General features: G+C 70.9%; 10 protein-coding genes (1 of these 10 only partly in view). 4 read left to right on the forward strand and 6 right to left on the reverse strand.

Features of this window, described 5'->3' with window-relative positions; genetic code table 11:
• The first annotated feature begins 43 nt into the window (after positions 1–43).
• Both AB5J73_RS23300 and AB5J73_RS23305 read left to right on the forward strand, forming a co-directional pair.
• Entirely contained in the window at positions 44–676 is a 633-nt protein-coding gene (locus tag AB5J73_RS23300) for a GntR family transcriptional regulator (protein ID WP_370972216.1), read from the forward strand.
• Entirely contained in the window at positions 673–1,431 is a 759-nt protein-coding gene (locus AB5J73_RS23305) for a phosphodiesterase (protein ID WP_370972218.1), read from the forward strand. Before AB5J73_RS23300 ends, AB5J73_RS23305 begins: the two co-directional genes overlap by 4 nt.
• 4 nt (positions 1,432–1,435) lie before the next feature.
• Here the strand turns inward: AB5J73_RS23305 and AB5J73_RS23310 are convergent, their stop codons facing one another.
• The 6 genes from AB5J73_RS23310 to AB5J73_RS23335 are packed head-to-tail and all read right to left on the reverse strand — an operon-like array spanning position 1,436 to position 8,232.
• A complete protein-coding gene (locus AB5J73_RS23310; protein ID WP_370972220.1) occupies positions 1,436–2,152 on the reverse strand; it encodes a hypothetical protein in 717 nt (238 codons plus the stop codon).
• Between the two features lie 30 nt (positions 2,153–2,182).
• The gene (locus AB5J73_RS23315) at positions 2,183–3,808 is read right to left on the reverse strand and encodes a CocE/NonD family hydrolase (RefSeq protein WP_370972221.1); all 1,626 of its coding nucleotides are present in this window, start codon (positions 3,806–3,808) and stop codon (positions 2,183–2,185) included.
• Positions 3,809–3,858: 50 nt separating this feature from the next.
• Positions 3,859–5,250, reverse strand: coding sequence for an aspartate ammonia-lyase (aspA, locus tag AB5J73_RS23320; protein ID WP_370972223.1), 1,392 nt, complete (start codon positions 5,248–5,250; stop codon positions 3,859–3,861).
• Positions 5,247–6,164 (reverse strand): asparaginase, encoded by a 918-nt coding sequence (locus AB5J73_RS23325; protein ID WP_370972225.1) that lies wholly within the window; start codon positions 6,162–6,164, stop codon positions 5,247–5,249. Before AB5J73_RS23325 ends, aspA begins: the two co-directional genes overlap by 4 nt.
• The gene (locus AB5J73_RS23330; protein ID WP_370972227.1) at positions 6,161–7,588 is read right to left on the reverse strand and encodes an amino acid permease; all 1,428 of its coding nucleotides are present in this window, start codon (positions 7,586–7,588) and stop codon (positions 6,161–6,163) included. The genes AB5J73_RS23325 and AB5J73_RS23330 overlap by 4 nt, the downstream gene beginning before the upstream one ends.
• Complete coding sequence (locus AB5J73_RS23335; RefSeq protein ID WP_370973290.1) at positions 7,585–8,232, reverse strand: FadR/GntR family transcriptional regulator; 648 nt, start codon at positions 8,230–8,232, stop codon at positions 7,585–7,587. The genes AB5J73_RS23330 and AB5J73_RS23335 overlap by 4 nt, the downstream gene beginning before the upstream one ends.
• A 525-nt stretch (positions 8,233–8,757) precedes the next feature.
• On the opposite strand from AB5J73_RS23335, the gene dnaE reads away from it, so the two are divergent.
• On the forward strand, positions 8,758–12,345 hold the full coding sequence (gene dnaE, locus AB5J73_RS23340; protein ID WP_370972229.1) for a DNA polymerase III subunit alpha: 3,588 nt from the start codon (positions 8,758–8,760) through the stop codon (positions 12,343–12,345).
• A gap of 67 nt (positions 12,346–12,412) precedes the next feature.
• Positions 12,413–13,751, forward strand: partial view of an MFS transporter gene (locus tag AB5J73_RS23345; RefSeq protein ID WP_370972231.1) — the 5' portion only. The gene runs 137 nt beyond the window's last position; 1,339 of the gene's 1,476 nt are visible here — the first part of the coding sequence; it begins with the start codon at positions 12,413–12,415; its stop codon lies beyond the right edge, outside the window.

The following is a 13,751-nucleotide window of genomic DNA, read 5'->3' on the forward strand; positions in this document are numbered from 1 at the left end:
AACTGAATACAGTAGATAGGTACTGTATGCAATACTCCCGGCCATGGCTCGGACCCCGCTGCGCAGCGACCTCATCGAGCGGATCACCACCCGCGTGCTCGACGGCAGGCTCGCCGCCGGCTCCCGCGTCAACGAGGTGCACCTGGCCCGCGAGCTGGGCGTCAGCCGGACGCCGCTGCGGGAGGCGCTGATCGGGCTCGCCGACCGCGGCCTGCTCGTCTCCGCGCCCGGCCGCGGGTTCCTCGTGCCGCCGTTCGACCCGGACGAGGCGCGCCGCCTCTACCCGCTGGTCGCCGAGCTCGAAGCCCTCGCGCTGCGCTGGACGTCGCCGCTGGAGCTGGCCGGGCTGCCGGACGAACTCGACGCCGTCGCCGACGAGATGGACGCGGCGCTGGCCGGCGGCGGCGATCTGTCCGATGTGGACGACCGATGGCACGCGCTGCTGCTGTCCCGCTGCCCGAACCCGCACCTGCTGCGGCTGCTCGGGCAGACCAAGCCGCTGCTCAAGCGGTACGAATCGTGCTACTTCGGCGGCGCGGGCCGCGCCGGAGAGAGCATCGGCGAGCACCGCCGGATCGCGGCGGCACTGCGCGACGGCGACCTGCCGACCGCGTCCGCGGTGCTCGTCCGCAACTGGGTGAAAGCCTTGGCCTACCTGGGGAAGGACGGACGATGATCATCGCGCACCTGAGCGACCTGCACCTCGACGGCGAGCCGCGGGCCGAAGAACGCGTCGCCGCCGTGCTGGCTTACCTGCGCGGGCTGGCGCGGCCGGTCGACGCCGTCGTGGTCACCGGCGACATCGCCGACCACGGCACGGCCACCGAGTACGCGCGTGCCGCCGAACTGCTCGAGTACCCGGCGCCGGTGCTGGTCTGCCCCGGGAACCACGACGTCCGCGCGGAGTTCCGGGCGGGCCTGCTCGGACTGCCGCCGTCGGACGAGCCGATCGACAGCGCCCAGGAGGTCGGCGGGGTGCTGTTCGCGATGTGCGACTCGACGATCCCCGGCCGCGGCGCGGGTTTCCTCGCCGACGAGACCCTGACGTGGCTCGACGACGTCCTTTCCGGCGGCGACGGACCGGCGATCGTCGCCTTCCACCACCCGCCGGTCGAGGTCGGCGTGCCGCTGGTGGACGGGATCCGCCAGCGCGGCGAGGAGCGGCTGGCCGCCGTGCTGGCCCGGCACCCGCGGGTGAAGGCGCTGCTGGCCGGGCACGTGCACACCGGCGCGTCGACGGTGTTCGCCGGCGTGCCGCTGCGCATCGCGCCGGGCGTCGTCTCGCAGTCCCTGCTGCCGGTCGAGCCGGGCGCGGACCGCGGCTGGGCCGAGGGCGGCCCGCTGGACTTCGAGCGGCCGCCGGGGCTGCTGCTGCACGTCCTGCACGACGACGGGCGGGTGACCAGCCACCAGCGCGTGGTTCCGCTCTGACGGCTCAGCCGGAGATGGTCGCCTCGTAGCTCGTGTTCCCGCAGAACGCTCCGCCGTAGCCGGTGACTTCGACGCTTCCGGAGACGTCGCCGCCGTCGATCGTCACGCGCAGCCGCCCCGACACCGGGTAGTACGGGCACGCGGCGACGCTCGTCGACGCCGTGAAGAGGTTCCCGCCGGTGGCGGCGATGTTCTCCACGGGTTCGACGGTGATCGTGCCGCCGTCCGCGCCGACCTCGGCGAGGTCGAGGTCCGCCGCCGCGGTGCCGGGGAGGCAGCCGGAGTTGGAGCCGAACCGGATCGCGCCGGGCTGCGGCTGGGCGGCCGGGTTGCCGGAGACCAGGCAGACGTCGACCGGGTTGACGTCGTTCGTGGTGCCGGTCGAGGAGATCGTCTCGACCACGCGCAGGGTCGCGGACCGGCGGAACGAGCGGCCCTCGACCGAACCGGAGATGGTGACGTCGTAGGAGCCGGTCGGGGACCCGCTCGGCTCCTCCTCGGTCGTCGTCTCCTCCTCGGTGGTCTCTGCCCCGGTGGTCGTTTCCGGCTCGGTCGTGGTTTCCGGTTCGGTGGTCGCCGGGGTGTCAGTCGGCGTCTCGGACGTCGTCGGGGCTTCGGTCGTCGACGCCGGGCTCGCTTCCTGCCGGACGCCACCGCAGCCGGCGAGCAGCAGCCCGGCGGCCAGCGCGGCGATGAGGTACCGGGGGTGCGATGCGGTCACGCGCGTAGGTCGGTGGCCGCCGCGCCGGCGTTACGGGCGGCTGAACACCGGCAGCGTGATCCGCGACGGCCGGGTCGCGTCGTGGAAGACCTCGAAGCGGTTCGGTTTGCCGTCCACCGCCGACGTGACCGGTTCGCCCGTTCCGTGGTTGCGGGCGAAGCGGGGGAAGCCGCCGCCCGCCACCTGGACGCGCAGGCGGTGGCCGCGGCGGAAGCGGTACGCCGTCGGGTCGAGGTCGACCTCCGCCGTCACCACGCCGTCGGGGTCCGCCGCCGGGAAACCCGGGCGCAGCCGCAGGATCCCGTCGGTCACGTTGCGGGACACGCCGTCCGGGTCGACGTCGCAGAGCCGGACGTAGACGTCCGCGTGGCCGAGCTCGGTGCGCACGTGCACGGTCGCGGCCACCTCGCCGATGACGTCGAGGTCCGCGGGCAGCGGCTCGCCGGTGAAGACGAGCACGTCCGGGCGGGCCTCGACCTCCTGGTTGTCGCGCTGCTTCGTGTCGCCGGTGAGCAGCGGGCCGCCGACCGCCGGGGTCGGGTCGGCCGGGTCGTAGGTGAAGGTCGTCGGGAGCGCCTGCTCGGCGGCCTCGCCGAGCCCGCCGATCGGCCGCAGGTGGGCCGCGGTCGGCGTCGACGGCGGCGGCCAGGATTCGAAGTCCAGCCAGGAGTTCGCGCCCTGCAGGAACAGCCGGACCGGCGAGCGCTGCAGCTGGGCGCGGTCGCCGAGCAGGTGCGCGCGCAGGAACCCGAGCTGGTCGCGGATCATCGGGCCCATGCTCGCCGGCTCGCCGTGCGCCCACGGCCCGATGGTGATCCGCGGCTGTTTGCCCGCTTCGGCGAGGATCCGGAAGTCGCGCAGCTGCCCGCGGATGAACAGGTCGTACCAGCCGGTGACCATCGACACCGGGACGTCGAGCTTCGCGACTTCGGCGCTGTGGTCGGACATCACCCAGTAGTCGTCGTCCGGCACGAAGTGCGTGGTGATGTCCTGGAGGAACTGCACCGGCTTCCCGATCGCGGCGACGTCGGCGCCGCCGAGCGGCAGGTGCGCCATCGCGCGCCGCGTCTTCCGCTTCTGGACCGGGTTCGGCAGCGCGGCGAACCGCTCTTCCTGGCGGCCGATCATCGCCGACCACGACACCATGTTGTCCGCCGCGAGCACGCCGCCCGGGTAGAACGTCGAGACGAACTCCGACGCCGTCACGCCGAGGCACATGGCGGCCAGCGGCGGGTCGAGGTACGGGCCGACCGCCCACTGCGTGTGCCCGAGGTAGCTGCCGCCCGCCATGGCGACCGTCCCGTCGCACCACGGCTGGGCCCGCAGCCACTCCGCGGTCGCCACGCCGTCCTCGCGCTCGAGGTGGAACGGCCGGAACTCGCCGCCGGAGCCGAACGAGCCGCGGGTGCTCTGGACGACCGTCTGCAGCCCGTGCCGGGCGAACGTGTCGCCGAAGAGCTTGGACAGCAGCCCCTTGCGGCCGTACGGCGTGCGGATCAGCACCACCGGCGCGGACGTGGTGCCCGCCGGGGCGTACCGGTCGGCCAGCAGCGTGACGCCGTCGGGCATCGGCGCGGCCAGGTCTCGCGTCACGACCGGCCTCGGTCCTTCGGCGCGGGGCAGCCCGAGCAGCTTGTCGACAAGTCGGTCCAGCACGGGCGCCCGCCTTCCGAAGTGGAGTAGACCCTTCCGGATCCGACGGTACCTCAGTTCGCGCGCGCGAGCGTTTCGGGACGCAGCAGCCTGGCCAGCTCTTCGGCCGGGATCAGGCCCTTCTCGACGACGAGTTCGGCCACGCCCCGGCCGGTGGCCAGTGCCTCCTTGGCGATCTCCGTCGCGGCCGCGTAGCCGATGCTCGGGTTCAGCGCCGTCACCAGCCCGATGGAGTTCTCGACGTACGAACGCAGGACGTCCACATTGGCCGTGATCCCCGAAACGCACTTCTCGGCCAACGTCCGGCAGGCCGCGCCCAGGTGCGTGATGCTCTCCGACAGCGCGTGCAGGATGATCGGCTCGAACGCGTTGAGCTGCAGCTGCCCGGCTTCGGCGGCCATGGTCACGGTGACGTCGTTGCCGATCACCTCGAACGCGACCTGGTTCACCACTTCGGGGATGACCGGGTTGATCTTGCCGGGCATGATCGACGACCCGGCCTGCACCGGCGGCAGGTTGATCTCGTTCAGCCCGGCGCGCGGGCCCGAGGACAGCAGCCGCAGGTCATTGCAGCTCTTCGAGAGCTTGACGGCGATCCGCTTGAGCACCCCCGAAAGGTGCACGAACGCGCCGCAGTCCTGAGTGGCCTCGACGAGGTCCGCGGCGGTGACGACCGGCAGCCCGGTGATCTCGCGCAGGTGCCGGCACGCGGCTTCGGCGTACCCCGGCGCGGCGTTGAGGCCGGTGCCGATGGCGGTCGCGCCGAGGTTGATCTCGTGCAGCAGCGCGACGGCTTCCTCCAGCCGCAGCCGGTCCTCGCCCAGCATCACCGCGTAGGTGCCGAACTCCTGGCCGAGCGTCATCGGGACCGCGTCCTGCAGCTGCGTGCGGCCCATCTTCAGCACGTCGTGGAACTCGACGGCCTTGGCCGCGAACGCCTTTTCCAGCACGACCATCGACTCGGCCAGCTCGCGCACGGCGATGATCGTCGCGACGTTGACCGCGGTCGGGTAGGCGTCGTTGGTCGACTGCCCGAGGTTGACGTGCTCGTTCGGGTGCACGACGTGGTAGTCGCCCTTGGCGTGCCCGAGCAGCTCGAGCGCGCGGTTGGCGATCACCTCGTTGGCGTTCATGTTGGTCGACGTCCCCGCGCCGCCCTGGATGACGTCGACGACGAACTCGCCGTGCAGCGCGCCTTCGCGGATCTCCCGGCAGGCCTCGCAGATGGCCTCGGCGATCTCGGGTGCGAGGAGACCCAGTTCGGCGTTGGCGCGCGCGGCGGCCTCCTTCACCGCGGCGAGCGCCTCGACCAGGTGCGGGTAGGCGGCGATCGTGGTGCCCGTGATCGGGAAGTTCTCCCGGGCGCGGGCGGTGTGCACGCCCCAGTACGCGCCGGCGGGGACGTCCTTGTCGCCCAGCAGGTCGTGTTCGCGGCGGGTGGTCATCGCAGGCTCCCCACAGACAGGTTTCCGGTGAAACGCAGGTTGTCCGGGCCGGGCGGGACGTCGATCCCGCACAGCTCCAGCGCCGCGGCCAGCACCGGGTACCGCGCCCGGTCACCGCCGTCGGCGATCTTGAGCGCGATCGCCGTGCCGTCCGGCAGCGCGGCGACCTGGACGGCTTCGAAGCCGTCCTTCGCGATCAGCCCCGGCACCGCGCGCATGACGGCGGTGACGTCGCGGCGGCTGCCGCCGACCAGCTCCGGGTGCGTCCGGATCCCGGCGGCGACCAGGTGCTCGGGCGTGCCGGGCGCGGCGGTCGCGATCTTCGAGACGGCGGTCGCGAGCCCGCGCAAGGTCGTCGCGAAGAGGGGCGCGCCGCAGCCGTCGACCGCGACGCGCTCGATGCCGCGGCCGGTCAGGTCCTCGACGGTGGCCGCGATCGCGCGCTGCAGCGGGTGGGCCGGGTCGAGGTAGCCCTCGGTGCGCCAGCCGTTCAGCTCGCAGGTCGCGAGCATCGCCGCGTGCTTGCCGGAGCAGTTGTGCGCCAGGCGGCTCGGGGCGCGGCCGGTCGCGAGCCAGTGGTCGCGCTCGACCGGGTCGTACGGGAAGTCGGCCGGGTTGCCGAGCGCGTCGGGTGAGCGGCCGCCGAGCACGTCCGAGGCGGCGTCGAGGTGCATCTCTTCGCCGGAGTGGCTGGCCGCCGCGATCGCGAAGCCGGCGGGGGACAGGCGCAGCCCGAGCCGGGCCATCGCCGTGGCCTGCAGCGGTTTCGCCGTCGACCGCGGGTACATCGCGGCGTCCGGGTCGCCCGCGGCGAACAGCGTCGAGCCGTCCGGGGCGAGCACGACCAGCGAGCCGTGGTGCACGCCCTCGACCAGGCCGCCGCGGACCAGTTCGACCAGGGGTTCGTGGCTCACACGCCCTCCTCGTCGAACGCGCGCATGTCGATCCGCTTGCGCACGGCGAACCAGCCGACGACCAGCGCCACGAGGATCGCGGGCAGCGCCAGGAGGGTGATCCGGCCGGTCTCGTCGAAGCCCATCAAGACCACGACGGCGGCGAGGAACACCAGCGTCGCGATCTCGGTGTACGGCGAGAACGGCAGCCGGAACGACGGCCGCTCGATGCCTTCGCGCTCGGCCTTGCGGACGAACAGCAGGTGGCAGAGCACGATGATGGCCCAGGTGGCGAGGATGCCGATCGCGGCGAAGTTCAGGACGATGTCGAAGGCGTCCTTCGGCACGACGTAGTTGAGCCCGACGCCCAGCACGCAGACGGCCGCGGTGAGCAGGATCCCGCCGTAGGGCACGTGGTTGCGGTTCATCACGCCGGTGAACTTCGGCGCCGAGCCCGCCGTCGCCATCGACCGCAGGATCCGGCCGGTCGAGTAGAGGCCGGAGTTCAGGCTGGACAGCGCGGCGGTCAGCACGACCAGGTTCATCACGCTGTCCGCGGCGGGCACGCCGAGGTGGGAGAGCACGGTGACGAACGGGCTCTGGTCCTTCGAGTAGGAGCTCCACGGCAGCAGCATCGCCAGCAGCACGACCGAGCCGACGTAGAAGACCGCGATGCGCCACATGATGGAGTTGATCGCCTTCGGCATGATCTTCTCCGGGTTCTCGGTCTCGCCGGCCGCGACGCCGACCAGCTCGACCGAGGCGTAGGCGAACACCACGCCCTGCACGATCAGCACCATCGGCAGCAGCCCGGTGGGGAAGATCCCGCCGTGCTCGGCGATCAGCTGCGGGCCGGGGGCGCTGCCGTCGATCGGCGTCCGCGTCACCAGCAGGAAGATCCCGATCGCCATGAACAGCACGAGCGCGGCCACCTTGACGATGGCGAACCAGAACTCCATCTCGCCGAACAGCTTCACCGAGACGAGGTTCAGCGTGAGGACCACGGCGAGCGCGATCAGCGCGAGCACCCACTGCGGGATCGGCGAGAAGAACGACCAGAAGTGCGCGTAGAGCGCGATCGCCGTGATGTCGGCGATGCCGGTGGTCGACCAGTTGAGGAAGTGCATCCAGCCGGCGACGTACGCGCCCTTCTCGCCCATGAACTCGCGGGCGTAGGAGACGAAGGCGCCGCTGGAGGGCCGGTACAGGATGAGCTCGCCGAGCGCGCGGACGACGAAGAAGGCGAAGAGCCCGCAGACGGCGTAGACGATGGCCAGCGCCGGCCCGGCCTGGGCGAGCCGGCCGCCGGCGCCGAGGAACAGGCCGGTGCCGATGGCCCCGCCGATGGCGATCATGTTCACGTGCCGGGGCTTGAGGGCCTTGCGGTAGCCGGCGTCGCCCGCGTCTGTGGTGTTGTCGGACGGCGTGAGGGTCTGCTCGGTCACTGGTCCCCGTTCACGATGCTGGTCAGAGTGGCTTCGACGTGCGTGAGGTGCGCGGTCATGGCTTCGACGGCTTGTTCTTCGGAACCGCTCTCGATGGCCGTGACGATCGCGCGGTGCTCGACGTTCGACTGCGCGCGGCGGTCGCCGAGCTGGTTGAGGAAGGCGGACTGGCGGGCGAGCGCGTCCCGGATCTCTTCGATCACCTTCCCGAACACGGGGTTGCCCGAGGCCTGGGCGATGGTGATGTGGAAGAGCGAGTCGAGCGCGACCCACGCGGTGTTGTCGGTCTCGGCGTCCATCCGCTCGACGAGGTGGCCGAGCAGGTCGAGGTCGTCCTGGCTGCGTCGCAGGGCGGCGTAGCCGGCGACGGGGATCTCGACGTGCCGGCGCACCTCGATGAGGTCGCGGGCGGAGTAGGGCCCGAAGGTGGGGTTCTCGGCGGGCCCGGTGGCGGTGACGAAGGTGCCCTTGCCGGTCTTCGACTCGGTCATGCCGAGGGCCTGCAGACCGCGCAGGGCCTCCCGGATGACCGACCGGCTGACCTCGAACTCCCTGCTCAGGGACGCTTCGGAGGGCAGCTTGGCGCCGACGGGGTAGTCGCCGCGTTCGATCAGCTGCCGCAGGTGGGCCAGCACGGCTTCCATGGCGCTCACCCGGCGAGGACCACCTTGTCCGGCTGTCTGGCTGTCAGACAGGTTCATGCGGGGAATGCTCGGTGCCGGGGATGCGGCTGTCAACGCGGGAGCCGACGGGTGTGGCCCACCTCACCGGCCGTCATGAACGGGTCGTTCACCTAGTCAGACGACGTGAACGACCCTTTCATGACATCGCCGCGTTCATGGCGTCGGACCGGCCGCGGCCCTTCGTGCTCGGCGAGCCGCACCCGCGGTCCCGATGCCGGTTCCGGCTCCCCGGCAGAGGTCTTGAATGAGTCATTCAGGACCCCCCAAGACCTGAATGACTCATTCAAGACGCTCCCGACCGCCGGACCGGCCGCCCCGCGTAACCGTCCGGCCGCACCCCGTGCCGTGATCACCACCGCCCGAAACGGTGGCGCGTCGTGCCACCCGGAGCAGGCCCCAGAGGCGCACAATCGAGCCCGGCGAGTGCGGGATAGGCTGGGGGACCCGGGCGCGCCGGTCCCATCCAGACAGGGGAGGTTTTCGCTGGTGTCGAACGATTCTTTCGTCCACCTGCACGTCCACACCGAGTACTCGATGCTCGACGGTGCGGCGAAGATCGCCCCTCTCTTCGCGGAGGCGGCGCGCCTCGGCATGCCCGCGGTCGGGATGACCGACCACGGCAACATGTACGGCGGCGACGAGTTCTACCAGCAGGCCAAGAAGGCAGGCATCAAGCCGATCATCGGCATCGAGGCCTACGTCGCGCCGGAGAGCCGGTTCCACAAGAAGCCCGTCTTCTGGGGCCAGGCCAACCAGCGCGGCTCGGACGAGTTCGGTGAGGGCGGCGACGTCTCCGGTGGCGGTGCCTACACGCACATGACCATGCTCGCCGAGAACGCCACCGGGCTGCGGAACCTCTTCAAGCTGTCCTCGCTGGCCAGCATGCAGGGCTACTACCGCAAGCCGCGCATGGACCGCGAGCTGATCTCCGAAAACCACTCCGGCATCATCGCCACCACCGGCTGCCCGTCCGGCGAGGTGCAGACCCGGCTGCGGCTGGGCCAGAAGGAGGCGGCGATCCAGGCCGCGTCCGACTACAAGGACATCTTCGGCGCGGACAACTTCTTCCTCGAGCTGATGGACCACGGCCTGCCGATCGAGCGGTCGGTCCGCGAGGGCCTGCTCGAGGTCGGCCGCCTGCTCGACCTCAAGCCGCTCGCCACGAACGACTCGCACTACGTCACCAAGGACCAGGCGGACACGCACTCGGCGCTGCTGTGCGTCCAGGCGGGCAAGACCCTCAACGACCCGACGCGGTTCAAGTTCGACGGCGACGGCTACTACCTCAAGTCCGCCGCGGACATGCGCGAGTACTGGGACAAGGAGGTCCCCGGCGCGGCCGACACCACGCTGATGATCGCCGAGCGCGTCCAGTCCTACGAAGAGGTCTACGCGCACAAGGACCGGCTGCCGTTCTTCGAGGTGCCGGAGGGCTACGACCAGGGCACCTGGCTGCGCGAAGAGGTCGAGCGCGGCCTCAAGTGGCGCTTCCCGGACGGCGTGCCGGACGAGTACTACAACGAGCGCATCGAGATCGAGCTCGACGTCATCATCGGGAAGGGCTTCCCGGCCTACTTCCTCATCGTCGCCGACCTCATCAGCTACGCCCGCCGCGTCGGCATCCGGGTCGGCCCGGGCCGTGGTTCGGCCGCCGGCTCGCTCGTCGCGTACGTCCTGGGCATCACGAACCTGGACCCGATCCCGCAGAAGCTGCTGTTCGAGCGGTTCCTGAACCCCGAGCGCGTCTCGATGCCCGACATCGACATCGACTTCGACGACCGCCGGCGCGGCGAGATGATCCGGTACGCGACCGACAAGTACGGCTCGGACAAGGTCGCCCAGGTCATCACCTTCGGCACGATCAAGACCAAGGCGGCGATCAAGGACTCCGCGCGCGTCCACTTCGGCCAGCCGGGCTACGCGATCGCGGACAAGATCTCCAAGGCGCTGCCGCCGCCGATCATGGCGAAGGACATCCCGCTCTCGGGCATCGTCGACAGCAAGCACGAGCGCTACGGCGAGGCCGCCGAGGTCCGCGCGCTGGTCGAGACCGACGAAGAGTGCAAGACGATCTTCGAGACCGCCCGCGGTCTCGAGGGCCTGATCCGCAACGCGGGCGTGCACGCCTGCGCGGTCATCATGTCCTGCGACCCGCTGACCGACGCGATCCCGCTCTGGCAGCGCGACGACGGCTCGATCATCACCGGCTGGGACTACCCGTCGTGCGAGGCCATCGGCCTGCTCAAGATGGACTTCCTCGGCCTGCGGAACCTGACGGTCATCGGCGACGCGATCGACAACATCAAGGCCAACCGCGGGATCGACATCGACCTCGACACCCTCGGCGTCGACGACCCCGAGACGTACAAGCTGCTCGCCCGCGGCGACACGCTCGGCGTGTTCCAGCTGGACGGCGGGCCCATGCGAGACCTGCTCCGCCGGATGGAGCCCACGGTCTTCGACGACATCGTCGCGGTCGGCGCGCTGTACCGCCCCGGCCCGATGGGCATGAACGCGCACAACGACTACGCCGACCGGAAGAACAACCGGCAGAAGGTCAAGCCGATCCACCCGGAGCTCGACGAGCCGCTGCGGGAGATCCTGGCCGACACCTACGGCCTGATCGTGTACCAAGAGCAGATCATGCACATCGGCCAGAAGGTGGCCGGGTACACGATGGGGCGCGCGGACGTGCTCCGCCGCGCGATGGGCAAGAAGAAGAAGGAAGTCCTCGACCTCGAGTACGAGGGCTTCGAAGCCGGGATGAAGGCCAGTGACCTGGTCCCGGGCGGGTTCTCCGCCGAGGCCGTCAAGGCGCTCTGGGACACGATCCTCCCGTTCGCCGGCTACGCGTTCAACAAGAGCCACGCGGCCGCGTACGGCCTGGTCTCCTACTGGACCGCGTACCTCAAGGCGAACTTCACGCCGGAGTACATGGCCGCGCTGCTGACCTCGGTCGGTGACAACAAGGACAAGTCGGCGGTCTACCTGTCCGAGTGCCGCCGCCTCGGCATCAAGGTGCTCCCGCCGGACGTCAACGAGTCGGCCCTGCGGTTCGCGGCCGTCGGGGACGACATCCGCTTCGGCATGGGTGCCGTCCGCAACGTCGGCGCGAACGTCGTCGAATCGATCATCAAGACGCGCGAGGAGAAGGGCAAGTACGCCTCCTTCACCGACTTCCTCGACAAGTCCGAGCTCGTGGCCTGCAACAAGCGGGTCATCGAATCGCTGATCAAGGCGGGCGGGTTCGACTCGCTCGGCCACACGCGGCTGTCGATGATCCAGGTCCACGAAGACGCGGTCGAAGCCGTCGTCCCGCTCAAGCGCCAGGAGGCGATGGGCCAGTTCGACCTGTTCGGCTTCGGCGGCGACGAGGGGGAGGCGGCGCCGTCGTCGTCACCGCTCGCGCACCTGAAGTTCGGCGAGGAGGAGTACCCGCGCAAGCAGCTGCTCGCCTACGAGCGCGAGATGCTCGGCCTGTACGTCTCGGCGCACCCGCTGGACGGGGCCGAGCGGATCCTGCGCAAGCACGCCCCGAAGCCGATCGCCGGGATCCTCGCCGATCCGCCTCGGGAAGGCGAGATCGTCATCTCCGGGCTGATCACGTCGCTCGAGCGGCGGGTCAACAAGAAGGGCGAGCCCTGGGCGATCTGCACGGTCGAAGACATGGACGCCTCGCTCGAGGTGCTGTTCTTCCCGAAGTCGTACGCGCTGTTCTCGGGTGAGCTGATCGAGGACAACGCGGTGCTGGTCAAGGGCCGGGTCAACTGGCGCGAGGACAAGATGTCGGTCTTCGGCGGCGGTCTCGCGACGCTCGACCTGTCCGAGGTCGGCACCGGCAACGGCGACGACGAGCCCCCGCTGGTCCTGCTGGCCGCGGCGGAGAAGATCGACCAGTCGGTCGTCAGCGAGCTCCGGTCCACGCTGCTGGCGCACAAGGGGGAAACCCCGGTGCACCTCAAGCTCGTGGGCAAGAACCAGACGGTGTTCGCGCTCTACGACTACCCGGTGAAGGTCAGCTCGATGCTGATCGGCGAGCTCAAGGGCATCCGGGGCATCACCGCTTCCACGTGACCCGCGAAAGGGCGGGATCCGCGGGCACGACGCGCGCGGATCCCGCCTTTCGTGTTTGCTGAACACGATGACGCACGAACCCGACCCCCGCCGCTGGAAGGCGCTCGCCGTCTCGCTCACGGCGGGGTTCATGGGCCTGCTCGACGTCAGCATCGTCAACGTCGCCCTCCCGTCGATGCAGGCCGGGCTGCACGCGAGCAGCGGCGGGATCCGCTGGGTCGTGTCCGGCTACGCGCTGGCGTTCGGCCTGGTCCTGGTCACCGGCGGCCGCCTCGGCGACGCGTTCGGCCGCCGGAACATGTTCCTCGGCGCCCTCGCCGCCTTCGTCCTCACGAGCGCGCTGGCCGGCGCGGCCCCGAACGAGACGACGCTGGTGCTCGCCCGCCTGGCCCAGGGCGTGGCGGCGGGCATGCTGACCCCGCAGAACACCGGCCTGATCCAGGACCTCTTCCGCGGCGCCGAGCGCGGCCGCGCGTTCGGGATGTTCGGCGCGGTCGTCGGGATTTCGACGGCGGTCGGCCCGATCCTCGGCGGCGCCATCATCGCGGTCTTCGGCGCCCAGGACGGCTGGCGCTGGGTGTTCTACGTCAACGTCCCGATCGGCGTGCTCGCGTTCGCGCTGGCCCTGCGCCTGCTGCCGCGGAGCGAGAAGAAGCAGCTCAGGATCCGGTCGGAGATCGACTTCGCGGGCATCGCGCTGCTGGCGATCGCGGTGCTCGCGGTGCTGCTGCCGGTGGTCGAGTCCGACGACGACGGCCTGGTGCGGCTCTGGTGGCTGTTCCCCGTCGCCCTCGTCTTCGGTGCCGCCTTCGTGCGCTGGGAGCATTCGGTGTCCCGGCGCGGCCGGACGCCGCTGCTGGACACCCGGCTGTTCACCGGCACCCCCGGCTACGCCACCGGCGCGGCGGTCGGCGCGCTCTACTTCTGCGGGTTCGCCGGGATCTGGCTGGTCTTCGCCGTGTTCTTCCAGCAGGGCCTCGGCTACACACCCCTGCAGTCCGGGCTCTCGGTGACGCCGTTCGCGCTCGGCTCGGCGGTGTCCGCGGCCGTCGCCGGGCGGCTGGTGCCCCGCTTCGGCAGGCTGCTCACCGTGACCGGTCTGGGCGTGGTCGTCCTCGGCCTGCTGGCCGTCGCGCTGCTCGCCCAGCTGGTCCCGCCCGCGGCGTCCGGCTGGGCCTTCGCGCTGCCGCTGCTGTTCGCGGGGGTCGGCGGTGGGATGGTGATCTCGCCGAACACGACGTTGACGCTCGAATGCGTGCCGGTCCGGATGGCCGGGGTCGCGGGCGGCGCGCTGCAGACCGGGCAGCGGATCGGCACCGCGATCGGCACCGCGGTGCTCGCTTCGGTGTTCGGCGCGGTCGTGGGCGCGGGGTCGGCCTACCCGGTGGCGCTGACCGTGGCGCTCA

This window comes from Amycolatopsis sp. cg9 (assembly GCF_041346945.1).
Lineage (GTDB): Bacteria > Actinomycetota > Actinomycetes > Mycobacteriales > Pseudonocardiaceae > Amycolatopsis.